Origin of the sequence: Oceanisphaera arctica (assembly GCF_002936955.1) — a bacterium.
Classification (GTDB): domain Bacteria; phylum Pseudomonadota; class Gammaproteobacteria; order Enterobacterales; family Aeromonadaceae; genus Oceanimonas; species Oceanimonas arctica.
On record NZ_MPZM01000009.1, the window covers coordinates 21,914 to 43,906 of the forward strand.

At 57.2% G+C, this 21,993-nt stretch carries 20 protein-coding genes and 4 tRNA genes; 12 read left to right on the forward strand and 12 right to left on the reverse strand.

The genetic code is table 11. From position 1 onward, the window contains the following. Window positions 1–12: 12 nt before the first annotated feature. On the reverse strand, window positions 13–324 hold the full coding sequence (locus UN63_RS06065) for a putative quinol monooxygenase (protein ID WP_104485888.1): 312 nt from the start codon (window positions 322–324) through the stop codon (window positions 13–15). A 293-nt stretch (window positions 325–617) separates the two neighbouring features. Here UN63_RS06065 and UN63_RS06070 point away from each other — a divergent pair, with 293 nt between their 5' ends. Beyond that, on the forward strand, window positions 618–827 hold the full coding sequence (locus tag UN63_RS06070) for a cold-shock protein (RefSeq protein ID WP_071472183.1): 210 nt from the start codon (window positions 618–620) through the stop codon (window positions 825–827). A gap of 407 nt (window positions 828–1,234) precedes the next feature. Here the strand turns inward: UN63_RS06070 and UN63_RS06075 are convergent, their stop codons facing one another. Continuing rightward, the gene (locus UN63_RS06075) at window positions 1,235–2,407 is read right to left on the reverse strand and encodes an MFS transporter (protein ID WP_229793420.1); all 1,173 of its coding nucleotides are present in this window, start codon (window positions 2,405–2,407) and stop codon (window positions 1,235–1,237) included. 144 nt (window positions 2,408–2,551) lie between these two features. Between UN63_RS06075 and hfq the strand changes: the two genes are divergently transcribed. Beyond that, window positions 2,552–2,929, forward strand: a complete 378-nt coding sequence (hfq, locus tag UN63_RS06080; protein WP_104485890.1) for an RNA chaperone Hfq — start codon at window positions 2,552–2,554, stop codon at window positions 2,927–2,929. Between the two features lie 111 nt (window positions 2,930–3,040). Here the strand turns inward: hfq and dapA are convergent, their stop codons facing one another. Beyond that, complete coding sequence (gene dapA / locus UN63_RS06085) at window positions 3,041–3,913, reverse strand: 4-hydroxy-tetrahydrodipicolinate synthase (protein ID WP_104485891.1); 873 nt, start codon at window positions 3,911–3,913, stop codon at window positions 3,041–3,043. Window positions 3,914–4,204: 291 nt separating this feature from the next. On the opposite strand from dapA, the gene rsmC reads away from it, so the two are divergent. The 4 genes from rsmC (at window position 4,205) to UN63_RS06105 (ending at window position 5,752) form a co-directional block, all read left to right on the forward strand. Further along, the gene (rsmC, locus tag UN63_RS06090) at window positions 4,205–5,224 is read left to right on the forward strand and encodes a 16S rRNA (guanine(1207)-N(2))-methyltransferase RsmC (protein WP_104485892.1); all 1,020 of its coding nucleotides are present in this window, start codon (window positions 4,205–4,207) and stop codon (window positions 5,222–5,224) included. 125 nt (window positions 5,225–5,349) lie between these two features. Next, window positions 5,350–5,435 (forward strand) — tRNA-Leu (locus UN63_RS06095). Between the two features lie 71 nt (window positions 5,436–5,506). Further along, window positions 5,507–5,592, forward strand: a tRNA-Leu gene (locus UN63_RS06100). A gap of 74 nt (window positions 5,593–5,666) precedes the next feature. Beyond that, a tRNA-Leu gene (locus UN63_RS06105) sits at window positions 5,667–5,752 on the forward strand. A 674-nt stretch (window positions 5,753–6,426) separates the two neighbouring features. On the opposite strand, the gene rlmD is transcribed toward UN63_RS06105, so the two are convergent. Further along, a complete protein-coding gene (gene rlmD, locus UN63_RS06110) occupies window positions 6,427–7,773 on the reverse strand; it encodes a 23S rRNA (uracil(1939)-C(5))-methyltransferase RlmD (RefSeq protein ID WP_104485893.1) in 1,347 nt (448 codons plus the stop codon). Between the two features lie 231 nt (window positions 7,774–8,004). Continuing rightward, window positions 8,005–8,089 (reverse strand) — tRNA-Leu (locus tag UN63_RS06115). Between the two features lie 174 nt (window positions 8,090–8,263). Here UN63_RS06115 and UN63_RS06120 point away from each other — a divergent pair. After that, window positions 8,264–8,761: an RDD family protein gene (locus UN63_RS06120; RefSeq protein ID WP_104485894.1), complete on the forward strand. Its 498-nt coding sequence runs from the start codon at window positions 8,264–8,266 to the stop codon at window positions 8,759–8,761. Between the two features lie 45 nt (window positions 8,762–8,806). On the opposite strand, the gene lptG is transcribed toward UN63_RS06120, so the two are convergent. Then, on the reverse strand, window positions 8,807–9,877 hold the full coding sequence (lptG, locus tag UN63_RS06125; RefSeq protein ID WP_104485895.1) for an LPS export ABC transporter permease LptG: 1,071 nt from the start codon (window positions 9,875–9,877) through the stop codon (window positions 8,807–8,809). Beyond that, a complete protein-coding gene (gene lptF, locus UN63_RS06130) occupies window positions 9,877–10,986 on the reverse strand; it encodes an LPS export ABC transporter permease LptF (protein WP_219821077.1) in 1,110 nt (369 codons plus the stop codon). The genes lptG and lptF overlap by 1 nt, the downstream gene beginning before the upstream one ends. Before the next feature lie 161 nt (window positions 10,987–11,147). Here lptF and pepA point away from each other — a divergent pair, with 161 nt between their 5' ends. The 4 genes from pepA (at window position 11,148) to UN63_RS06150 (ending at window position 16,745) form a co-directional block, all read left to right on the forward strand. Next, window positions 11,148–12,659: a leucyl aminopeptidase gene (gene pepA, locus UN63_RS06135; RefSeq protein ID WP_104485896.1), complete on the forward strand. Its 1,512-nt coding sequence runs from the start codon at window positions 11,148–11,150 to the stop codon at window positions 12,657–12,659. A 2-nt stretch (window positions 12,660–12,661) separates the two neighbouring features. Next, the gene (locus tag UN63_RS06140; RefSeq protein WP_104485897.1) at window positions 12,662–13,108 is read left to right on the forward strand and encodes a DNA polymerase III subunit chi; all 447 of its coding nucleotides are present in this window, start codon (window positions 12,662–12,664) and stop codon (window positions 13,106–13,108) included. 4 nt (window positions 13,109–13,112) lie between these two features. Continuing rightward, window positions 13,113–15,977 (forward strand): valine--tRNA ligase, encoded by a 2,865-nt coding sequence (locus tag UN63_RS06145; protein WP_104485898.1) that lies wholly within the window; start codon window positions 13,113–13,115, stop codon window positions 15,975–15,977. A 207-nt stretch (window positions 15,978–16,184) separates the two neighbouring features. Then, window positions 16,185–16,745: a CAP domain-containing protein gene (locus UN63_RS06150; protein ID WP_104485899.1), complete on the forward strand. Its 561-nt coding sequence runs from the start codon at window positions 16,185–16,187 to the stop codon at window positions 16,743–16,745. A 203-nt stretch (window positions 16,746–16,948) separates the two neighbouring features. Here UN63_RS06150 and UN63_RS06155 read toward each other — a convergent pair whose 3' ends face one another. The 3 genes from UN63_RS06155 to UN63_RS06165 all read right to left on the reverse strand — a co-directional run bounded on the left by UN63_RS06155 (window position 16,949) and on the right by UN63_RS06165 (window position 20,005). Continuing rightward, on the reverse strand, window positions 16,949–17,176 hold the full coding sequence (locus tag UN63_RS06155) for a glycine zipper 2TM domain-containing protein (protein WP_104485900.1): 228 nt from the start codon (window positions 17,174–17,176) through the stop codon (window positions 16,949–16,951). A gap of 120 nt (window positions 17,177–17,296) precedes the next feature. Continuing rightward, window positions 17,297–17,704: a hypothetical protein gene (locus tag UN63_RS06160; protein ID WP_104485901.1), complete on the reverse strand. Its 408-nt coding sequence runs from the start codon at window positions 17,702–17,704 to the stop codon at window positions 17,297–17,299. A gap of 30 nt (window positions 17,705–17,734) precedes the next feature. Beyond that, window positions 17,735–20,005 carry a DUF6351 family protein gene (locus UN63_RS06165; RefSeq protein WP_104485902.1) on the reverse strand — a complete coding sequence of 757 codons (2,271 nt, stop codon included), beginning with the start codon at window positions 20,003–20,005 and terminating at the stop codon, window positions 17,735–17,737. Between the two features lie 95 nt (window positions 20,006–20,100). On the opposite strand from UN63_RS06165, the gene UN63_RS06170 reads away from it, so the two are divergent. After that, window positions 20,101–20,634: a GNAT family N-acetyltransferase gene (locus UN63_RS06170; RefSeq protein WP_104485903.1), complete on the forward strand. Its 534-nt coding sequence runs from the start codon at window positions 20,101–20,103 to the stop codon at window positions 20,632–20,634. Between the two features lie 25 nt (window positions 20,635–20,659). On the opposite strand, the gene rraB is transcribed toward UN63_RS06170, so the two are convergent. Together rraB and UN63_RS06180 are read right to left on the reverse strand one after the other, a co-directional pair. Beyond that, window positions 20,660–21,004 carry a ribonuclease E inhibitor RraB gene (rraB, locus tag UN63_RS06175; RefSeq protein ID WP_104485904.1) on the reverse strand — a complete coding sequence of 115 codons (345 nt, stop codon included), beginning with the start codon at window positions 21,002–21,004 and terminating at the stop codon, window positions 20,660–20,662. A 231-nt stretch (window positions 21,005–21,235) separates the two neighbouring features. Further along, window positions 21,236–21,955, reverse strand: a complete 720-nt coding sequence (locus UN63_RS06180; protein WP_104485905.1) for a 1-acylglycerol-3-phosphate O-acyltransferase — start codon at window positions 21,953–21,955, stop codon at window positions 21,236–21,238. Window positions 21,956–21,993: the final 38 nt, after the last annotated feature.

Here is a 21,993-nt window from a genome sequence, read left to right on the forward strand (position 1 = left end):
GTAAACGCAGACTTAAAGCGGGCGAAACAGCCGAACATCGGCTTCAGCCACCAAAGCCGGGGCCAACTGCTCGAAATAATCCTTGATGTAGGGCTGGGCACAGTGAGCTTCAAACGCTTCCCTGCTGGCCCATTGCTCGATAAAAACACAATCCCAGGGTTCGCCGTTGGCGCCCGCATAAGGCACTTCTTCGGTCAGTTGGTACAGCAGACAACCTTCTTCCCTGTGGGTGTTGGTGATCAGGCTTTTCAGCGCCTGCTGCAATTCCGGGGCCTTGCCCGGCTTGGCGTTAAAGCGGGCAACACAATATAAATCTGACATCATCTGCTCTCGGTACGAATAAAGGCAGTATGCTAATACATACTGGGTCTGCCTGAACAGCCCAAGCCCCTCGCCCGCCGTTACCGCATTATAAGCACCCTGAATTAAGCATCCACACAAAATACCTGTTGACCAAAAGCGGGGAACCGGTTAGAGTGACCGCAGCTCGAAAAATACGGCTATATTTATGTTCTTGTTACGATGTTCTAGTAGTACCTCGTCCTGTATTTCATAAGTTAAATCTGTATTTTTCCAAGCTCATTTATTTATGGTAGATTTGTTTACAGGATTTAGGTATGTCTAATATCGTTAAAGGTAAAGTAAAGTTCTTCAATGAGTCCAAAGGCTTTGGTTTCATCGAACAAGAGCAAGGTCCTGACGTGTTCGTACACTTCAGCGCCATCCAGAGCCAGGGTTTCAAAACTCTGGCCGAAGGCCAAGCAGTACAGTTCACTGTAGCTCAAGGTCAGAAAGGTCCTCAGGCTGAGAACGTAGTTCCTCTGTAAGAGACTACCTCGCCAAGAATTCCTAAAGCCGTGCCTCCGGGCGCGGCTTTTTTTTGCCTTTTTTCAGCTCTCCCCTTTATGCCGCTCTTCTCGAGAAGGCTGATGTCGCTACCGCTTCGCCTCATACCAATTCCATTAAGTATCTGATCAGACTGAGGCTTCCGTTCTCTGTTACCTATTCTCGAGCACCGAGTTGTCTGTAGACGATGCCAACAGGCCATGCCGAAACATTAGGGAGGACAAAGGGATCTGCTCAGCCGACCTTCTGCTTCAGGGATGAAACAGAGAGCGTACATGGAGGTATTCATAGCGAGTCGGCTGAGCGGGCCCTTTGTCCGATGTTTACACTGAGATGAAATAGATCATTTGTTTAGTCGGATTGGTATTATTCCCCTCCATTACTGCGACTAAAACCGGCCTATGGCATACCAGGACAGTAACTTGAGTAACATGGCCCCACTCAAGATACACACCCCGAGACTGAATGCGGTATCGACACCGTAATAGACCAGTCCGGCGGTCAGCAGACTGGCAATCAGCATTTGCAGCGCGCCAGAGAGCGCCGCGGCGGCACCGGCCAGATCCCGGTAGGGCTCCAGTAAGCGACTCATTGCATTGGAAAAAGCCATACCATTACCCAGAGCCTGAATAAAGATAGCGCTGATCACCCATACCGGCTGTAACGGCATTACCAGTATCCAGGCGCCGGCGGCCATCTGAACAAAAGGGCTCAGGCGCAGCATGTCTTCGGCCGAGACCCGATGCTGAACACGATTGTTGATAATCCCCCCCAGCAGTAATCCCAGAGCAGGGATCAGTGCCCAGCTGCCATATTCTGCCGCACTCATGTCGATTTGCCTCTGCATCACATAAGGCATCACCGACACGGACACCATCATCAGCGAAAACTGTCCCCACAACATGCCGCCATAACCGAGAAAATGGCGTAACCCCAGCAGGCGGCGATAGTTGGCGATAATACTCTTCAGGTTCATCGAGCGACGCTCGACGTTGAGGGTCTCCTTAAAACCGGCCAGCAGTAGCACCCACAGACTCAACTGGTAGATAAACATGGCCACAAACACACTTTCCCACCCCAGATGGTGGCCGATAATTCCTCCCACCGCCGGCGCCACAACAGGCGTAAAGGCCGCCGCCATGGCCACATAAGACAGCGCATTGCGCAGTGCTGGCCCCTCGAAGCGGTCGCGCAGCATGGCGCGGGAAACAACGGCACCACAGCCTGCTCCCAGCCCCTGTAGTAGTCGTCCCAGCAATAGCCATTCGAATGATGCCCCGGGCAACAGACACAGACCAACCCCCAGCAACGCCAGCTCCAGCCCCACCAGCAGCACAGGGCGGCGCCCTCGGGCATCACTCAAGGGCCCATACAGCAGCTGTACCGGGCCAAAGGCAAACAGATAGGCAGAAACCAGCCACTGTATCCGACTAGGATCTTCGGCCAGAGTCTGACTGATAGCCGGCAACACAGGTAACAGCAGGCCAATGCTCAATTGCCCCATACTGACAATAAGACAGGCCAGGACAAGGGTGCGGGTAGTAGAAGTGGATGTTGCCACGCATCCTCCTCTGGTTATAGGATCAGGGTTATGTGATTAGAGCCATGGGAGCAGGGCTGCAGGATTAAAGTGAGCTTTACTTTGACAAGTCGGGCATTCATTAAGCACAATCAAGGTTGAAAAATAACAAACAGGACTGCCTACATGACTGCCCAATCAGCAAATCCCCAATCGCTTCAACAAGCTTTTTCATTGGGTAACGGACAGGATGCGGCACTGAACTGGTTGCGCAAGAATCAGACTCATTGCGCCATCTTCCTCACCAATGGCATCAAGCTGGAAGGGATGATCAGTGCCTTTGATCAATACAGCATTCTGCTATCTGACCCCCGTGGTCAGCAGCAACTAATTTATAAAGCCAAGATTTCCACTATTTCTCCTGCGACCCGTCGGCCGCCGCGTACCGGGGTTATTATCAACAAGCCCCGCCGTCCCCGTTACGAAAGTCATCACACTCCGCGGGAAGATAATCATCGCCGGGATGATCAATACGATCCCCCCAGTGACGACGATCAGGGCTAATTCCTCACGCCCTTCAATAACAAAAAGGTCAGCTCAGGCTGACCTTTTTGTTATAAACGGGGAGACTGCTGTCTCCCCGCTCCCACATTTCGCTTACGCGGCCATCATGGGTTAAATCAGCTCCAGCTCTTCCATTACCCGGCGAATACGCGCCTTGGTGCTCTCTTGCAGGGGCACCACGGGGATACGACAGTTTTCGCTGGCCAGCCCCAGCAACGACAGACCATATTTGGGGCAGGCCGGATTGGGCTCGGCAAACATCACCTGATGCAGCGGTAGCAATCTGTCCTGCAGTGCACGAGCTTCTTCCCACTTGCCGGCCAGGGTCAGCTCTTGCAGCTGAGCACAGAGGCGCGGGGCCACGTTGGCGGTGACCGAGATACAACCCTGGCCACCGGCCACGTTGTAAGACACCGCGGTACCGTCTTCGCCGGACAACCAGGCAAACGGCTTCTTGATCAGCTGGCGTTCGGCCCAGGGGCGAGCCAGATCACCGGTGGCGTCTTTCACCCCGGCAATACGCGGCAACTCGGCGATGCGCGCCATGGTCTCGGGCTGAATATCGACCACAGCCCGGGGCGGAATGTTGTAAACGATAATCGGCAGCTCGGTCGCATCATGCAGCATTTTGAAATGCGCATAAAGACCATCCTGGCTCGGCTTGTTGTAATAACCGGCCACATGCAGGGTGGCATCGGCTCCTACCTTCTGGGCACAATTGCTGTATTCAATTGCCTCTACCGGGTTGTTGGAGCCGGCACCGGCAATAACCGGAACCCGCCCTGCGGCCTGCTCCGCCACAATTTCAATCACGCGACAATGCTCGTCGTACGTCAGGGTCGGGCTTTCTCCGGTGGTGCCAACCGGCACAATGCCGTGAGTCCCCTCCTCGATGTGCCAGTCAACCAGCCGGCGCAATGCCGCCTCGTCGAGTCGGTCGCCGTCAAAGGGGGTCAGCAGGGCAACTAAAGAACCGCGAAACATGGAAACTCCTTCTTCTGGATAGAGGATTTAAAAATTTAAATAAAAAACCCCGGTCGCTGTTGCATCACCGGGGTTTGAAACATCTTGTCTTGATGAGAGTCAGGCGTCGGTCACGCAACAGAAGCTGCCGCTTTTCGTTTAAGCGGTTTGCCCGGTTTGCGTTTAACGATAAAAATCATGAGTTGCACCCGAAAAGACCTTGAACAGCATCTTTTGCTAATGACCGACAAATGTCAAGAGTACCGGTAGCATGTATAATGCCCAATTGATTTATTTACCGCGGAGCCCGAGATGTTTGAGGCCTTGACCCCGGTCAGCGAAATGCTGACCCGTAATCTGGATATTCTGAGTCGCCAGCCATTGCTGGTATGCGGTCTGCTCGAAGACAACCTGCCTGGCCTGCTGGCCGAGGCCGGCCCCGCGCCCCGGGTGTTTACCACCGATTTCCGCTATTTTCAGTGGCAGCAGGCTCAGGGCCTTACCGATATCGAATTTGGCACCAGCCCGGGGCCCAGTGCCGCTGCGGGTCTGCTGTTACTGATGCCCAAGGCCAAGGCCGAGGCCGAATATCTGCTGGCCGCCTGCCTGCCGTTGCTGGCTGCCGGCGCCCCGGTTTTTATTGCCGGAGACAACAAGGGCGGCGTAAAGTCGGCCCCAAAATTGCTAGCTCCCTATTGCGGGCAGGTCAACAAGCTCGATAGCGCACGACGCGCCAGCCTGTATCAGGCCGAGCTGACCACATTGCCTGCACCCTTTGCCCTCGCCGACTGGATCAGCCGTTATCCGCTGGAAGAGGAGCAACTGCAGATCTGCGCCCTGCCCGGCGTATTCAGTGCTGCTCATCTGGACTCCGGCTCTCGCTTGCTGCTGAAGACCATCAGCTCCCTCAAGGGGCGAGTCCTCGACTTTGGCTGTGGTGCCGGCGTCATTGGCGCCAGCTTGTTGAAGCGTCATCCCGAACTAACGCTGGAATGCATCGATATCAACGCCCTGGCGCTGGAGGCCAGCCGGGCAACCCTGGCGGAAAACCAGCTCGACGCCAAGGTTTATGCCTCCGACGGGCTGAAGCAGGTGAGTGGCAAGTTCAATCACATCATCACCAACCCGCCCTTTCATGCCGGCCTGAGAACCTTCTATCACACCACCGAAACCCTGCTGAGCTCGGCCGCCGATTATCTGGTGCCGGGCGGCTCCCTGATCCTGGTGGCCAACGCCTTTCTGCCCTACCCGGAACTGATAGAAAAAAGCTTCGGCCATTGCGAGACCCTGGCTGCCACCGGCAAGTTCAGGATCTATCGGGCCAGACGCTGACCAGACCTGAGCAATTAGCACCTTTTTTGACCAACCGGCCATTAGCGCCGGTTTTTTTAACTTTTCTCGGAAACTGTGTATTGACGGGCGACAAAAAATCTATAGAATTCGCAGTCCTTGGCAACGCGAGGGTGGCGGAATTGGTAGACGCGCTAGCTTCAGGTGTTAGTGTCCTATGGATGTGGGGGTTCAAGTCCCCCCCTTCGCACCAAGTTACTGCAAAGTAACTGACGCCAGGAAACGATGACGGCCTCATCTAAAACAGCCGGAGAATTTGAGTATGCGAGGGTGGCGGAATTGGTAGACGCGCTAGCTTCAGGTGTTAGTGTCCTATGGATGTGGGGGTTCAAGTCCCCCCCTTCGCACCAGACTCCCAAGGTCTGATAATATACTCAAATAAAAAGATGGTGGCTCATCTCAAATAGCCAGAACAATCAGGTATGCGAGGGTGGCGGAATTGGTAGACGCGCTAGCTTCAGGTGTTAGTGTCCTATGGATGTGGGGGTTCAAGTCCCCCCCTTCGCACCACGATTGTTATGCAAGCCAATAGCTCCCAGCTATTTAAGCAATAATCCTCAGAAATATCCCTATGTAATTCAAATCACTCCTTTATAAAGCGCACGCTCGCAAGCCTCTTGCCGAGTTCAAGCACTGTGCATCTTTATATTCATCACCATAGATCCTCCCGACCCTGACACCAAACAGTTTAAATAACTGAGCTATTCGGTTGCTCTGTAAAGGTCGGACAAAGGGCCCGCTCCGCCGACACGCCGTGAATACCTCCATGTAGGCTCTCTGTTTCATCCCTGAAACAGAAGGTCGACGGAGCAGATCCCTTTGTCCGCCCTGATGCTGCACAGCCGCCTGTTGGCGCCGCCTACAGACAACTCGGTGCTCGAGAAGAGGCAACAGAGACGGCCTCCCACGACCGTGACATGCCATGGCCGAAAAATGCTCCTGCCGTTCGCCGTTCGCCGTTCCGGCATTCCCGTCATCCCAGCGGTCAGAGGGCATTTCCCGAGCCCTCAGGGGCCGAGCTTGCCTCGCCGAGCCGAACGGTTGCAGCTTGACCGAACATCCGGTGAATGTTCGCAGTAGGCTGCAACGGTGAGTGTCATTTGCCAGTGGCGTGTCGAGGGAGACGGCTGTGTTGCCTCTGAGCTCGGGTTTGAAAATGATCAGATCTTTAAATGTGATTGATATTATTTGCCCTGCATCCGGGTCAGCAGCGCCACCGTTTCCACATGCATGGTATGAGGGAACATGTCCACCGGCGTGGCCTGCTCCAACTTAAAGCCATGTTCACACAACCAGGCCAGATCCCGGGCCAGGGTCTTGGGATTGCAGGAAACATACACCAGCCGTTCGGGCTGCATCTCGGCCAGGGTCGCCAGCAGCGCCGCATCACAGCCCTTGCGCGGCGGATCCACCACCACGACATCGGCGGTGACGCCCTCCGCATACAGCTGGGGCACCAGCTGCTCCGCTGCCCCCTGATGGAATTCGATATTGGCGATAGCATTCAGCTCGGCATTGGCGCGAGCGTCGGCAATGGCCTCGGGCACCAGTTCTATGCCGATCACCTGTTTAGCATGACGGGCCATAAACAGGCTGATGGTACCGATACCGCAGTAAAGGTCGAACACCACTTCATTGCCCTGCAGATTGGCCAGTCGCATTGCCTCCCGGTACAGCACTTCGGTCTGGCGCGGGTTGACCTGATAGAAAGACAGCGGAGAGATGGCAAATTCCAGTCCATCCAGGCTGTCGACTATCAGCTCTTTTCCCCACAGCAGCCGGTTTTCCGGCCCCAGCACACGGTTGCCCACTGCGACATTGATATTCAGGATCAGGCTGGCCAGCCCGGTGACGGATTCAAGCTCGGCCACCAGCTGCGCCAGCGCCTCATCCGAGGGGGCCTCGGCCGCCACCAATACCACCATCAGCTCACCACTGTGAATACCGTTACGCACCATGATATGGCGAATACAGCCCTCATGAGTGGCCTCGTTATATGCCGGCACGGCACAGCTGCGCATCCAGGCTCTTATCCGCTGCACCACCTCTGTGGTCACCGGTGCCTGTACCCGACACTCGTCTACTTCCACCAGCTGATGACTATGCTTGGCATAAAAGCCGACATTGGGCCCGCGCTGCACCGCATACTGAGCCTTATTGCGATAATGAAAAGGCTCACTCATGCCCAGCGTGTCCGCCACAGGACAGTCCAGCCCCCTGGCCTGCAAGACATCGAGCAGCAGCCGACGCTTAAGATCGAGCTGGGCCTCGTCGCTCATCACCCGCAGCTGACAGCCACCACAGGCGGTGTAAGGGCAGAAATCCTCACGCCGGGCCGCCGCAGGCTGCAATACGCGCACCAGGGTACCCTGGCAGAAGTTGGGTTTGACCAGGTTCAGCTGTATCTCAACCTGCTCGTCGGGCAAGGCGCCTTCGATATACAAGGGACGCCCTTCCAGAGTGGCGATGCCATCTCCTTTCTCGGTAAGGCTGTGAACGGAGACGGTAACCAGCAGGCCGGGTTTTAACATGGGGATACACTCTATGCGAAGAAGCGAAAAAACAGGTCATTCTACGTGATCCCGCCTCTGGCGGGAATCGACCTTGAAACGCCCGCATGTCACCGGTCATAAAGACGGGTAAACAGGGTCGGGGCTAATACCGGTAATAAGGCTGAAAGCGGGTGTACTGCGAAGCGTCGAGCGGAAAAGTCGATGGCCAGAAAGCAAAAAACCACCTCGAGGGTGGTTTTGATTATCAAGTGGTAGCGGTGGGCGGACTTGAACCGCCACGCCCGAAGGCAACGGATTTTGAATCCGTCGTGTATACCAATTTCACCACACCGCCTCTTGATAGCATCACCTAGGTGAGCGGTTTGCATTATACGTATCCCCTCACCTCCCGCAAGCAGATTATGACACTCGCCGTGACGACTGCGCATTAATCATACACTCGAGTGGCGATTACCCCGAGCCACTGCATTTGCTAGAATACGGCAACTTTTTCAGCGAACGGCAGGTAATGGTAGTGACTTCTTATACGGGGCTGCCCAGGGCAGGTGTAATGCGTCGGCTGGGGGCCTGGCTTTATGATTTGCTGGTCGTGATATCGCTGTTGATGGTGGCGGGGTTTATCTTCTTCGGCCTGACCGCCCTGGCCCTGAGCCAGGGTTGGATAACGCTGGGGCCCTATCAGGATACCGCCGAGCTGCTCAGTGCCAACCGGCTGTACCAACTGAGCCTGCTGACAGTGGCCCTTGGCTTTTATTGCTGGTTCTGGCGTACCAGCGGTCAAACCATCGGCATGCGCGCCTGGCGCTTGCGGGTACAGAACACAGACGGCAGTCGCCTGCGGCTGTCTCAGTGCATTATCCGCGCCGCTACGGCCTTGCTGGGGCTTGGCAACTTCTGGATCTGCTTGAACCCAGGCACCAGACTGGCGTTGCAGGATAAAATCGCCGACTGCGAGATGGTGGTGCTTACCAAAGAGCAGAACAAGCAGTTGCTGGATAAACAGTAACCGGGACTGGGGATTAATCCACTCCCTAATCCCCAATCCCCTCTTTCAGGCCCTGCGATTGAGCAGAAACAGCGCCACGCCGATAAACAACAAGCTGGGACCCAGGGCACCCAGCACCGGCGGCACCTCATAGACCAGGCTGATGGGGCCGAAGACCTCGTTGGCCACATAGAAGCCGAAACCAAACAGAATACCCATCAGTATCCGGGCACCCATAGTCACGCTGCGCAGGGCGCCGAACACGAAGGAAGAGGCTAGCAGCATCATAGCGATCACCATCACCGGCTGCAGCGCCTTGCGCCAGAACGCCAGCTCATAGAGGCTGCCATCCTGGCCGTTGTCTTTCAGATAGCCCCTGTATTCCCACAAGCCACGCATCGACAGCTCATCAGGCTCGATGGCCACTACCCCCAGTTTTTCCGGGGTCAGGCTGGAATGCCAGACCCGGCTGGTCTTTTGTTCGGTCTCGATCGATACGCCGGGGTTGAACAGGGTGTCGGTCACATTGCTCAGCTGCCATTGCTGATTCTGATATTCGGCACTGACCGCCTGAGTGATACGGCTGAGGGCCATGTCTTCGTCAAAATAGTAGAGGGTTATATTGCTAAGGGTGCCATCACGCCGGGCCTGACCGATGTTGATATAGGACTCGTTGTCCTTGGCCCAGACGCCGTTGACCGACAGCACCACCTGCCCATTAGAGCGAGCCTGAGTTCGCAAGTCGTCCGATGCCAGTTTGGTGGCCGGCGCCACGTATTCACCCACCAGCATGATAATCAGCATCAGAGGCAGCGCCGTTTTCAGGGCGCTGGTAACGATATTGAAGCGAGAGCTGCCGGAGGCCTGCATCACCACCAGCTCACTGCTGCTGGCCAGCTGGCCCAGCCCTATCAGCCCCCCCAGCAGGGCGGCGATGGGGAAAAACAGCACGATTTCCTTGGGCATCGACAGCAGCACATAATAAAAGGCCGTCAGCAGGGTATAACTGCCCTCTCCCACGCTGCGCAGTTGCTCCACATAACGGATAATGGCAGACAGCCCCACCAGCGTCAGTTCACACAAGAGGATGGACATCAGCACGGTACGGCCGATGTAACGATCGAGAATTGTCAGCATCAGGCCGCCTTGTTCCGTTTGAATTGTTCCCGGGTCCGGTTCCACCAGGCCGTTTCCAGCAGGTTGAGCGGCAAGGTCACCAGCAGCAGGAACAGCAGTGGTACCGAATAGAGGCCGGGCAACACCGGCAGGCTCCCTCCTTCAACCGCCGAGCGGGAGGCGCTCTGCAACAGGAAGTAGGCCAGATAAAGCAGAATGGCCGGCAGCAACTTGGCATAACGTCCCTGGCGCGGATTCACCACCGCCAGCGGCACTACCGCCAGAGTCAGCACCAGCATCGACAGCGGCAATACCAGTCGCCACTGTAACTCCACCTTGTCCATCAATTCATCCGACTGCCAGAGGGCGGCACTGCTGGTCGACGCCTCTTTGCGCTCGACTTCCCCTACCTCGGAGGCACGAATGTAGGCGCTGTATTCGTCGAACTCGGCCACGTCAAATTCCCGGTTGCCGGGGGTTCCGCTGTAGCGACGGCCATGATCGAGCGTCAGCCACTGACCGCCATCGCGCTCATGCAAACGGCCGCCGTCGGCCACCACTATACTGGGAGCCTGCTGGGCCTGACCTCGCTGCACCACAAACAGGCGATTAAGGCGGTTACCCTCCTCTTCCGGCTCCAGATCCTCCACGTAGGCCACTATGCGACCTCCGTCCAGGCTCATGAAACGTGCTTCACGCAGTACCGCAAAGCCCGGATCGGCCTTCACCTCTTCCAGCAACTGATAAACCTGAGTCTTGGACCAGGGGGTGAGCCAGAGCGAGTTAAACAGGGCTGCTCCGGTCCAGAACAGCGCCAGAATCATAGTGGCGCGCATGATTTTACCGGGGCCTATGCCCACCGCCCGCATCACCGTCATCTCGCTCTCGGCGTAGAGCCTGCCGTGCGCAAACAGAATGCCGATAAAGAGGCTGATCGGCAGCATCAAGGTGGCCATATCCGGCAGGTTCAGCAGCAGCAATTTACCGACCAGAGCGCCGGGTATCTCGCCACTGGCGGCCTCGCCCAGCACCTCAATAAAATTCTGGCTGACGAAGATCAGCAGCAGCACGAACAACACGGCCAGCTGAGTCTTCAGGGTTTCCCAAAACAAATAGCGGAATGCAATCACCGTTAATCCCAGTGTAAACTTGTCTTTTTAATGGAAACGCTTAAGAATAAGCGTAAAATTACGATTTTCGCATATTAAGTACGCGAAGTTCGGCGTCTTTTAGCGATAGATACCATTATCGTTGATCTGACGCTCATTGTCTTCAAGCTGTAGGAGAATCCATGGAGTTCAGTGTTAAAAGTGGTAGCCCCGAAAAACAGCGTAGTGCCTGTATCGTGGTTGGCGTATTTGAACCCCGCCGTCTGTCTCCGGTCGCCGAACAGCTGGATAAAATCAGCGACGGTTACCTGAGTTCTCTGCTGCGCCGTGGCGATCTGGAAGGCAAGGCCGGCCAGATGTTGCTGTTGCACCAGGTACCCGGCGTGCTGAGCGAGCGGGTATTGCTGGTCGGTTGTGGCAAGGAGCGAGAGCTCGACGAGCGCCAGTACAAACAGATCATTCGCAACACCATCAGTACCCTGAACGACACCGGCTCGATGGAAGCCGTCTGCTTTCTGACCGAGCTGCACGTCAAGGGCCGCGACACCTATTGGAAAGTGCGCCAGGCGGTGGAAACCACCAAGGCCAGCCTCTATACCTTCGACCAGTTCAAGACCAACAAGGCCGAGCCGCGTCGTCCGCTGCGCAAGCTGGTATTCAACGTGCCCACGCGACGGGAACTGACCATAGGCGAGCGCGCCATTCAGCACGGTCTGGCCGTGGCCAAGGGCGTCAAGGTGTGCCGCGATGTGGCCAATATGCCGCCCAACGTGTGCAACCCCGCCTATCTGGCGTCTCAGGCCCGCCAGCTGGCCGACGCCTGGGACAACATCAGCACCCGGGTGATTGGCGAAGAAGAAATGGCCGAGCTGGGCATGAATGCCTATCTGGCCGTGGCCCGTGGCTCCCACAACGAAGCCATGATGTCGGTCATCGAGTATAAAGGGCACCCGGATCCCGACGCTCGCCCCCTCGCCTTGGTGGGCAAGGGCCTGACCTTCGATGCTGGCGGCATTTCGCTCAAACCTGCCGACGGCATGGACGAAATGAAATACGACATGGGCGGCGCCGCCTCGGTACTGGGCACCATGCATGCCCTCGCCGAGCTGCAGCTGCCGGTGAACGTGGTAGCCATTATCGCCGGTTGTGAAAACATGCCCGACGGCAATGCCTATCGCCCCGGCGACATTCTCACCAGCATGTCCGGCCAGACCATCGAAGTGCTCAACACCGATGCGGAAGGCCGACTGGTTTTGTGCGATGCGCTGACCTTCGTCGAGCGTTTCGAGCCGGAAGTGGTCGTCGATGTGGCCACCCTGACCGGAGCCTGCATCATCGCCCTGGGCCACCATACCTCCGGCTTGCTGGCCAACCATAATCCGCTGGCCCACGAGCTGCTCAATGCCTCTGAACAGGCCGGCGATCGCGCATGGCGTCTGCCGATGAACGACGAGTATAATGAGCAGCTGGAAAGCCCCTTCGCAGACATGGCCAACATAGGTGGCCGTCCGGCAGGCGCCATCACCGCCGCCTGTTTCCTCAGCCGTTTTACCAAGAAGTACAACTGGGCCCACCTGGACGTGGCCGGTACCGCCTGGAACAGCGGCAAGAACAAAGGCGCCACCGGCCGTCCGGTGCCGCTGCTGACCCAGTTTCTGCTGAATCGGGCCGGCGTCAACAACATCGAAGAGTGAGCATGAGCCAGGGCTGTTTCTATCTGCTACCGGACTCCTCCGGCCCCGAGCTGCAAGAGCAGCTGGTGTGTCAGCTGACCACTGACTGTTACCGCCAGGGGCTGGGTGTCTTCATTCATACCCGCAGCCAGGAACAGGCCGAGGCGCTGGATGAACGGCTGTGGCAACAGCCCCCCGACGGCTTCGTGGCGCACAATCTTCAGGGCGAAGGCCCTCGCCAGGGTGCGCCGGTTATCATCAGTTGGCAGGCACCGCACAGCAGCCGCGCCGTGCTGATCAACCTGGCGCCCGAGGCGCCGTCCTTCGCCCGGCGTTTCAAGCAGCTGATTGACTTCGTGCCCTCCGATGAGGAGGGCAAACAACAGGCTCGGGAACGCTTTAAAGCCTATCGTCAGGCCGGTTTTGAACTCACAACCGCCCCTGTACCTCCCCAAACTCAAGACGAATAACATCATGGAAAAAACCTTTAATCCCAACGCCATCGAGCAGGCCCTGTACCAGCAATGGGAAAGCAGGGGTTACTTCAAGGCCCACGGCGACACCAGTAAAGACCCCTACAGCATCATGATACCGCCGCCCAACGTGACCGGTAGCCTGCACATGGGTCATGCGTTTCAAGACACCATCATGGACACCCTGATCCGCTACCAGCGCATGCAGGGCAAAAACACCCTGTGGCAGGTCGGCACCGACCACGCCGGTATCGCCACCCAGATGGTAGTTGAGCGCAAGATCGCCGCCGAAGAAGGTAAAAACCGGCACGATTACGGCCGCGATGCCTTTATCGACAAGATCTGGAACTGGAAAAAAGAGTCCGGCGGCACCATCACCAAGCAGCTGCGCCGTCTGGGCGCCTCGGTCGACTGGGAGCGCGAGCGCTTCACCATGGATGAAGGCCTGTCCAACGCGGTGAAGGAAGTGTTTGTACAGTTGTATGAAGACGACCTCATCTACCGTGGCAAGCGCCTGGTGAACTGGGATCCCAAGCTGCACACCGCCATCTCGGATCTGGAAGTGGAAAACCGTGACGTAAAAGGTCACATGTGGAACTTCCGCTATCCGCTGGCCGACGGTGTCAAAACCGCCGACGGCAAAGACTATCTGGTGGTGGCGACCACCCGTCCCGAGACCATGCTGGGTGACACCGCCGTGGCGGTGAATCCGGAAGATCCCCGTTACCAGGATTTGATTGGCAAGTTCATCATGCTGCCTCTGGTCAATCGCCGTATTCCCATCGTCGGCGACGAGCATGCCGATATGGAAAAGGGCACCGGTTGTGTGAAAATCACCCCGGCCCACGACTTCAACGATGCCGAGGTCGGCAAACGCCACCAACTGCCGCTGATCAACGTGCTGACCCTGAACGCCGACATTCGTACCGAAGCCGAAGTCTTTACCACCAAGGGCGAGCCCAGCACCGCTTATTCCGCCGAGTTGCCGGCCCAGTTTCAGGGCATGGAACGCTATGTGGCCCGTAATGCCATAGTGGCGGCCCTTGATGAACTGGGTCTGCTCGACGGCGTCAAGGATCACGACCTGACGGTGCCTTATGGCGACCGCGGCGGCGTGGTGATAGAGCCGATGCTGACCGACCAGTGGTACGTGCGCGCCGGCCCTCTGGCCAAGGTCGCCACCCAGGCGGTGGAAGACGGTGAAATCGAGTTTGTGCCCAAGCAGTACGAGAACATGTATTTCTCCTGGATGCGTGACGTCCAGGACTGGTGCATCTCGCGCCAGCTGTGGTGGGGCCATCGCATTCCCGCCTGGTACGACGCCGATGGCAAGGTGTATGTCGGTCGTGACGAGGCCGAAGTGCGCGCCAACTACAAGCTGGGTGCCGACGTGGCACTCAACCAGGACGAAGACGTACTCGACACCTGGTTCAGCTCGGCGTTGTGGACTTTTTCTACCCTGGGCTGGCCGGAGAAAACTCCGGAGCTGGCCACCTTCCATCCGTCCAGCGTGCTGGTCACCGGCTTCGACATCATCTTCTTCTGGGTGGCGCGCATGATCATGATGACCATGCACTTCATCAAGGATGAAAACGGCAAGCCGCAGGTGCCCTTCAAAACGGTCTATGTCACCGGTCTGATCCGCGACGAAAACGGCGACAAGATGTCCAAGTCCAAGGGCAATGTGCTGGATCCGCTGGACATGATTGACGGCATCGATCTGGAGTCTCTGGTCACCAAACGTACCGGTAACATGATGCAGCCCAAGCTGGCCGCCAAAATCGAGAAGGACACCCGCAAGGAGTTTGCCGACGGTATCGAAGCGCACGGCACCGACGCCCTGCGCTTTACCCTGGCGGCGATGGCTTCAACCGGTCGCGACATCAACTGGGACATGACGCGCCTGGATGGCTATCGCAGCTTCTGCAACAAGCTGTGGAACGCCTCGCGCTACGTGCTAATGAACACCGAAGAGCAGGACTGCGGCACTCATGCCGAAGATAACGGCGGCGAACTCAAGTTCTCTCTGGCTGATCGCTGGATCCAGGCCCAGCTGCAGGTCACCATCAAGGACGTACGCGACGCACTCGACAGCTACCGCTTCGACCGGGCCGCCAATGCGCTCTACGAGTTTATCTGGAACCAGTTCTGCGACTGGTATCTGGAACTGACCAAGCCGGTACTGTGGCATGGCTCACAAGCCGAGCAGCGCGCCACCCGCAAGACCCTGATCGAGGTGCTGGAAACCCTGCTGCGTCTGGCGCACCCCATAATGCCTTTCATCACCGAAGAAATCTGGCAACGGGTGGCTCCGCTGGCCGGCCGCGGTGGCGACAGCATCATGCTGGCCGCCTATCCCGAAGTGGATGCAACCCAGGAAGATGCACAGGCCATGGCCGATCTGGAATGGGTGAAGCGTTTTATCGTGTCCATCCGCCACCTGCGGGCCGAGATGAACATTCCGCCCAGTCAGGCCCTGTCGGTACTGCTGCGTCCGACGACAGATGACGCTCGCCGCGCCACCGACAACGATGCCTTCCTCAAGGCCATGGCCAAGCTGGATGCCATCACCCAGCTAACAGCTGATGAAGCGGCTCCCACCTCCACCAAGCAGCTGATCGGTGACACCGAGCTGCTGCTGCCGATGGCGGGACTGATCGACAAAGACGCCGAACTGGCCCGACTGCAGAAGGAGCTGGGCAAGGTGTCCGGTGAAATCAAGCGGTTGGAAGGCAAGCTGAACAACGCCGGCTTCGTCGCCAAGGCGCCCGCCGATGTGGTCGCCAAGGAGCAGGAGAAACTGGCCGACTACAAAACGACACTGGCCAAGCTGCAGCAACAACAAGAGCAGATAGCCAGCTTGTAAGACGACTAGCCGAGTCTGATCAAGAAGCCAGCCTGAAGAGGCTGGCTTTTTTATTGTTCATGAAACAGCCAGGCTCTTTGCCCTCTTTGATACAGCCGAGTCGTCTGTCAGCGCCGACTGCTGTCAATTTGGTGTTCAATAAGAGCAACAGCCCGGATGATGCGGAATCTATGCCATCATTAATAAAAAACGGAACGAGGACACAAAATGAACAGACTACTGCTCTTGGCTGGTTTGAGCCTGCTGCTGGGTTGTCAGGATTCGGGCGCTGCCGCTTCTCGTCTTACCGGTGATCAAGCGGGCCTGCTGCAGGTGTCCAGCCCGAACACCGAGCCTGCTACCGGCTCACTCGCGAGCAAGCAACGGCAGCTGCTGGCATACCATAACAGGGTCAGGGCAGACGTCGGGGCGCCGCCGCTCGTCTGGTCTGCCGCCGCCGAGGCGCAGGCACAACGCTGGGCCAGGGTGCTGGCCGGACGCTGCGATATAGAGCACAGCCAGGGTTCGGGCTTCGGTGAAAACCTGTTTATGGGGACCCTTGGGTTTTATGACGAGCTGGACGGCATCAAAGCCTGGGAAGATGAAAAACGGGATTATGCGGGGCAGCCGCTGAGCCGCAGCCTGGCACCCAGAGTAGGTCATTATACCCAGATGGTCTGGCCCACCACCCGGGAGCTGGGTTGTGCCACTTCTGTCTGTAACAACAACCTTATCCTGGTGTGCAACTACTATCCGCCAGGAAACTACCTGGGGGAGCCTGCCTATTAATACCAGTTACATAAAGGGATCTGCTCCGCCGACCTTCTGTTTCATGGATGAAACAGAGAGCCTACAGGGAGGTATTTACGGCGAGTCGGCTGAGCGGGCCCTTTGTCTGACGTTTACACTGAGATGAAATAGATCAGTTATTTAGTCGGATAGGTATAATACGGAAGACTTGAGCAAGTCTTCCGTCTTGGGTCATGGCGTCGTTATTTTTTGTCTTTGTCGACCTGATTACCGATGACACCGCCGATCACGGCACCGCCTATGGTTCCCATGGTGCTGCCACCGGTGAGCACAGAGCCGGCTACACCGCCCGCACCGGCACCGATGGCTGTGTTCCGATCCCGGTCCGACATGTTACTACAGGCAGACAAGCCCAGCAGCAGGACTGCGGACACGCCCACTACCATTATTTTGCCGTTGTTCGTCTTCATGGTTGCCTCGATCGATATACGTCTTGCATGCACACTCTTGAGTATAATCCCTTTACTCGCGATCGGCTCGCCTCGAGAGCTGGCTTGTGTCTAACGCTGTCGTCCGGCTTACCGGATGACTCAGGCGACCAATCCCAACCACAACAACCGCACCACGGCGACGTTGGCGATGCTGACCAGCAGCAGAAAGCTGACATAAGTCATGACCAGATAACGAAAATAGTTGTGCCGGCTGTGCTTGAGCAGCCCCTGTCTTTCCTGATAGCTGCGATGAGCGGAGGCTATCTTGGCAAACAGAGTCAGCTCGAAGTGCATCAGCACCAGAGAAATCAGCGTCAGCACGGTGCCGAGCAGCGGCGCTATCAGGATCCAGCCTTTCAGTACCTGGGTAATCTCGGGCTTGAGGTAAGGTACCGCGCCCAGCAGCACCACGGCGATGGTGATCTGAAACAGCTTTTGCCAGATGTGATCGTGCCGATACTTGTATTCATCCCACAGCAGAACATGCGGGTCGTACTGATGGTACATATGGGCTCTCCCTGACTCCTTTTTGCGCCACTATAGCACGAGACTCAAGCCCAGCTCAGCATCCTCGGGGCGCGCCATATCGCCCTGTTGGTAGTCGCAAACTCCATCGGGAAACACCGCCTCCAGCATGGCGCTGTAGGACTCCACCTCCTGTGGATAATACAAGCCCCGCGCCACCGCCTCGGCCACCGGCACCCGAGCACACTTGAACAGATCGCCGGTCAGTGGGCTGCCAGCGGCATTGCGCGGTGACCGGTAAGCCGGGTAGTGATTCAGGCAGGTACCCATATCGGTATCGCCTCGCCAGGGACCATTCCATACCCTGTTTCCTTCGGCTATCAGTTCGCCTTTATCGGTCCAGCAGGCGTCTTTCGCCGCCGACGGACGTCGGCCCGTGGTCAGCCACTCGTCGAGCAGCACAAAGGCGCGATCGCTGGGATCATAGGGTTTGCCACTTTGCCAGATAACCATGTTATCCGTATTACCCCGAGCCTGACGGATACGCAGCCAGGATGACAAGGTTGCATAGGAGTGGTGCATGTCGAGCTGGTTATCCAGATAGTGACGCAGATCGATCACCGGAATATCGATATTACCGAGAAAGACATGACCGGAATAATAGGCAGCCGCCATGGCGCCATCGTGCCCCCGGCTACGGGGTGCCGTCTTGATCAAGTCGACCTGATTGCGCTCAAACACCCGCAGTGGCACCGGACGGCCCGGCGTCTTCTGCATGTTATGGTCACTCCAGATGGATACATCAGCCAGACTGTCATCCCCGGTCAGCACCCACAGCCTCTCTTGCGCCATGTCTTTCGATGCCTTCCAGCTGCCGATATTGGCATTAAGGTGGAGAAACTCGGCCATGTTAATCTGCCCCAGTTTCAACGCCTCCAGGCCATACTGCACCCCGACGTTATCATGGGTGCGGTGGGCAAAACCGTCTTCCCCCACCCCGTAGAACGCGGACAGATCGTGCCAGTGACTGAAACGGTCGGCTCTGGCCACCGCCGGCGCATAGTGATGTATCCGATGGAAGTATCGGGGGTTATTGGTCAGCGGCGCCAGCCCTCGCCAGCTCTTGGAACACTCGGTGGCCCCCGGCGGCAACGCCGGCAAGGTCAGACCCAGGCCGGCGACCCGGGCCCAGCGGTAGTATTTCTTGAATTCGTGCTCAACATCACTGCTGGCCGCCACCCCCATCACCTGGCCCCGGTTTTCCTGTACCCGCCAGCGCTGGTTGTCTCGCGCCGTGACATCGAAATAGTATTCCAGCAGTTCACAATCCAGCGCCCAGATACTCTGGGTGATCATGTCCGGATAACTGTATTGGGGAATGAGGGCGTCGAGCAGGCCTGGCTTGTTCTGGGCTATCAGATACTGCTGCACCGCACCGCCGGAGCCACCGATGCCGACCGTGTAGTCCGGCTTGCCATATCGGGCCACAAACTGCGCCTTGACCATGTCGGCGGTGTTGGCCGCCAGCCACATGTTGTAGTGATTACTGGTCACGTTGCCGCCAGAGCCCGCCAGGGCGTACCCCTCGGCCAGCTGTTTGGTCAGGCGTGAGGCGATGCGCCCCAGGCTCATCTTGCCCTGGCGCTTGCCGATGCCCACGCCGCCCTTGAAGTGATAGATGAGTTTGTTGTTCCAGTAAGGGCTCCGGGTATCGGTCACCGGCGTCATTGGGTCGGCCAGCATGGCAATTACATACATAAAGCGATTGATGGTGCCCCGCTCCACCCTAAGTACGAAGGGAATGGTGCTGCCCTGCCAGTCCAGCCAAGCCAGATCGGCCGGCTCTCCGCTCTCGGGCCAGAGATAAAAATCGTCCCGCCCTTCTACCTTGTAGAAATAGTCGACCCGGGTCGGCAACAGGCAGTCCTTGCTATGGCCGAGCAGCCGGGTCTTGTCCTTCACTCCGTCGAGCTCTGCATACACCGGGGTGCCGATGCCTTGCCGGTTATCCACCAGAGGCTGGCCCAGCCCGACCTCTTCGGTATTACAGGCAAAGGGATACTGCAGCGGGCCGAGCGAGGTATCCACCGGGCCGGTTTGCCCAAGGCTGACAGGAAAATCAAAAGCGGATAAATCCAGCTGCACCCGGGAGGCATGAGGCCCTTCATAGACGGGCCTTGGCGCAGCGGGATCGTAACCGGGTGGCAGCGCCTCCACCACCAGCTCGGGAGGATCCGACAACAAATGACGACCCAGCCTTGCCTGCAGCTGCGGCCAGCTCGCCAGAAACAGTAACAACACCAGTGGCAACAGCCACCACCAACGTCTGCTTTTTATATTCATATCGCGTCACCTCTGAGCTAAGCATAGTGGAGAAAAAAAGCATTGCATCCACGGTGACAGCGGTTATCGTCTCGCTGACATAAGAGGAGAAAGTCATGATTAACGCGCCTGAAATCAAAGTCGAAGAGGACGAGCGAGACTCGGCTCCCGGACGGATAACCGCGATCGAATCCCGCCACAACGCGCCGCTGGCGGCATTGATCCGACTGGTATCGGCGGAATATGGCCTGACCGCCGATAAAGGCTTCAGCGTGGCCGACCCCAGTCTGGACAGGCTGAGTGAGGTGTACCGACAAAATGGTGCCGGCTATTGGGTGCTGGAAGACGACGTCGGGGGCGTGCTCGGCGGTGCCGGTCTGGGCCCGATGGCCGGTTACGACGGGGTGTGCGAACTGCAGAAGATGTATCTGGCAGCATCGGCCCGGGGAATGGGGCTGGGTCGTGGGCTCGCGCTGCATGTCTTGCAACAGGCGAGCCTGCGGGGCTATCGATACTGTTATCTGGAAACCACGGCGCTATTGCCCGAGGCGCTGGCGCTTTATCAGAAGCTGGGCTTCGCGCCCTGCGAGCGACTGGGCAACACCGGACATAATGACTGTGAAATCACCCTGATGCTGCCCCTGAGCTAACCATTACTCTTTGAAGTACCAGATATTACTCTTCAAAGTAGGTGCCCCAACCGTCGTATTCGATGCCGTATTTTTGGGCGATCGGCAGCAGCTGCTCAATCTGCACCATGATGGCCTCCTCGGTCAGGGGGCCTTCCTTGACCGCATCGAAACACAACAAGGTCTCGCCACGCTCCAGGGTTAGCTCTTCCGCATCGGTCACCTCGAATTCGGCCTTGAAGCAATCGACCGCAGCCTTTTCGAGCCGGTTGAAATCCTGGCCGGAAAAATGATGTTCTATGGTGTATTCCACATCCGGGTTACTGCCATCTTCCAGCAGGGAGGTGATGATTTCACGGGTTTCTTCTCGCCAGTCTTGCTGTTCAGTCATGGGTGGCTCCTTGGCCGAATTACGGAATGAGGTACAGCTTAGGGCCTATTGACCTTTCGCGGTTAAATTTCGTTCGAATTAAACGCGTTTAGACGAACCCGCAGGGCAGCGCCTGGGGTCTTTCTACTGCGTTATCGCTTATTTACGTAGAGTGACTACACGGCATAAGCTCTGCCTTGTATCAAGACCCCACAAACTGCTGCAAAAATCATCTCGAAAGGTCAACAGACCCTAGGGACGGCGGGCTTCGCTGTCCAGCTCGGCAATACGCTCGGCAATCAGCTGTCGACTGTGCTTGAGCAAGTCTCTGATCTGATTGGGTGCATAGCCCTCGACCGAAATCGGCGGCATGATTTCGACTATCAGCTCACCATTGTCCCAGCGGTTCAGGTCAACCTGACCGAAATAGCTGGAGCAGGCGATGGGCACTATGGGAACGCCGGCCTGCAGGGCAATATGAAAGGCGCCGGTCTTGAAGGGCAACAGCCCCTTGCCCTTGCTGCGGGTCCCTTCGGGAAACATCCAGATCGACATGTTACGCTGGCGGATCTTGTCGACCACGGTACCGATGGTACTGGCGGCCTTGGCCTTGTTCTCTCGGTTGATCAACAGATTGCCACTCAGCCAGAACAACTGCCCAAACAGCGGTATCCAGAACAGGCTGTTCTTGCCGATGGCCACAGTACGCGGCATCACGGCACCAGTCAGGGCGATAATATCCCAGTTGCTCTGATGGTTGGCGATATACACCGCCGAGTGCAGATCCTTGACATGTTCATAGCCCCGAAATCGCACCTTGAGCCCCACCAGCGGGCAGGCCTTATTAAACAAACGCCCAAGCAGATGGACGTTATTGGGATGACGGGGGCGCAACAGGCACACCAGGGTACCAAGCACGAAAACTACAACCATGGCCAGGGCCAGCAAGAACAGCCGCAACAGCTTTAACATGAACAAACCTCGCATTTTGAGAGACGGCAGTATACTGA

Bases quoted from the DNA above. Each gene is read 5' to 3' on its own strand.
- UN63_RS06065 (WP_104485888.1), bottom strand. From the start codon at position 324: ATGATGTCAGATTTATATTGTGTTGCCCGCTTTAACGCCAAGCCGGGC.
- UN63_RS06070 (WP_071472183.1), top strand. From the start codon at position 618: ATGTCTAATATCGTTAAAGGTAAAGTAAAGTTCTTCAATGAGTCCAAA.
- hfq (WP_104485890.1), top strand. From the start codon at position 2,552: ATGACTGCCCAATCAGCAAATCCCCAATCGCTTCAACAAGCTTTTTCA.
- dapA (WP_104485891.1), bottom strand. From the start codon at position 3,913: ATGTTTCGCGGTTCTTTAGTTGCCCTGCTGACCCCCTTTGACGGCGAC.
- rsmC (WP_104485892.1), top strand. From the start codon at position 4,205: ATGTTTGAGGCCTTGACCCCGGTCAGCGAAATGCTGACCCGTAATCTG.
- rlmD (WP_104485893.1), bottom strand. From the start codon at position 7,773: ATGTTAAAACCCGGCCTGCTGGTTACCGTCTCCGTTCACAGCCTTACC.
- UN63_RS06120 (WP_104485894.1), top strand. From the start codon at position 8,264: ATGGTAGTGACTTCTTATACGGGGCTGCCCAGGGCAGGTGTAATGCGT.
- lptG (WP_104485895.1), bottom strand. From the start codon at position 9,877: ATGCTGACAATTCTCGATCGTTACATCGGCCGTACCGTGCTGATGTCC.
- pepA (WP_104485896.1), top strand. From the start codon at position 11,148: ATGGAGTTCAGTGTTAAAAGTGGTAGCCCCGAAAAACAGCGTAGTGCC.
- UN63_RS06140 (WP_104485897.1), top strand. From the start codon at position 12,662: ATGAGCCAGGGCTGTTTCTATCTGCTACCGGACTCCTCCGGCCCCGAG.
- UN63_RS06145 (WP_104485898.1), top strand. From the start codon at position 13,113: ATGGAAAAAACCTTTAATCCCAACGCCATCGAGCAGGCCCTGTACCAG.
- UN63_RS06150 (WP_104485899.1), top strand. From the start codon at position 16,185: ATGAACAGACTACTGCTCTTGGCTGGTTTGAGCCTGCTGCTGGGTTGT.
- UN63_RS06155 (WP_104485900.1), bottom strand. From the start codon at position 17,176: ATGAAGACGAACAACGGCAAAATAATGGTAGTGGGCGTGTCCGCAGTC.
- UN63_RS06160 (WP_104485901.1), bottom strand. From the start codon at position 17,704: ATGTACCATCAGTACGACCCGCATGTTCTGCTGTGGGATGAATACAAG.
- UN63_RS06165 (WP_104485902.1), bottom strand. From the start codon at position 20,005: ATGAATATAAAAAGCAGACGTTGGTGGTGGCTGTTGCCACTGGTGTTG.
- UN63_RS06170 (WP_104485903.1), top strand. From the start codon at position 20,101: ATGATTAACGCGCCTGAAATCAAAGTCGAAGAGGACGAGCGAGACTCG.
- rraB (WP_104485904.1), bottom strand. From the start codon at position 21,004: ATGACTGAACAGCAAGACTGGCGAGAAGAAACCCGTGAAATCATCACC.
- UN63_RS06180 (WP_104485905.1), bottom strand. From the start codon at position 21,955: ATGTTAAAGCTGTTGCGGCTGTTCTTGCTGGCCCTGGCCATGGTTGTA.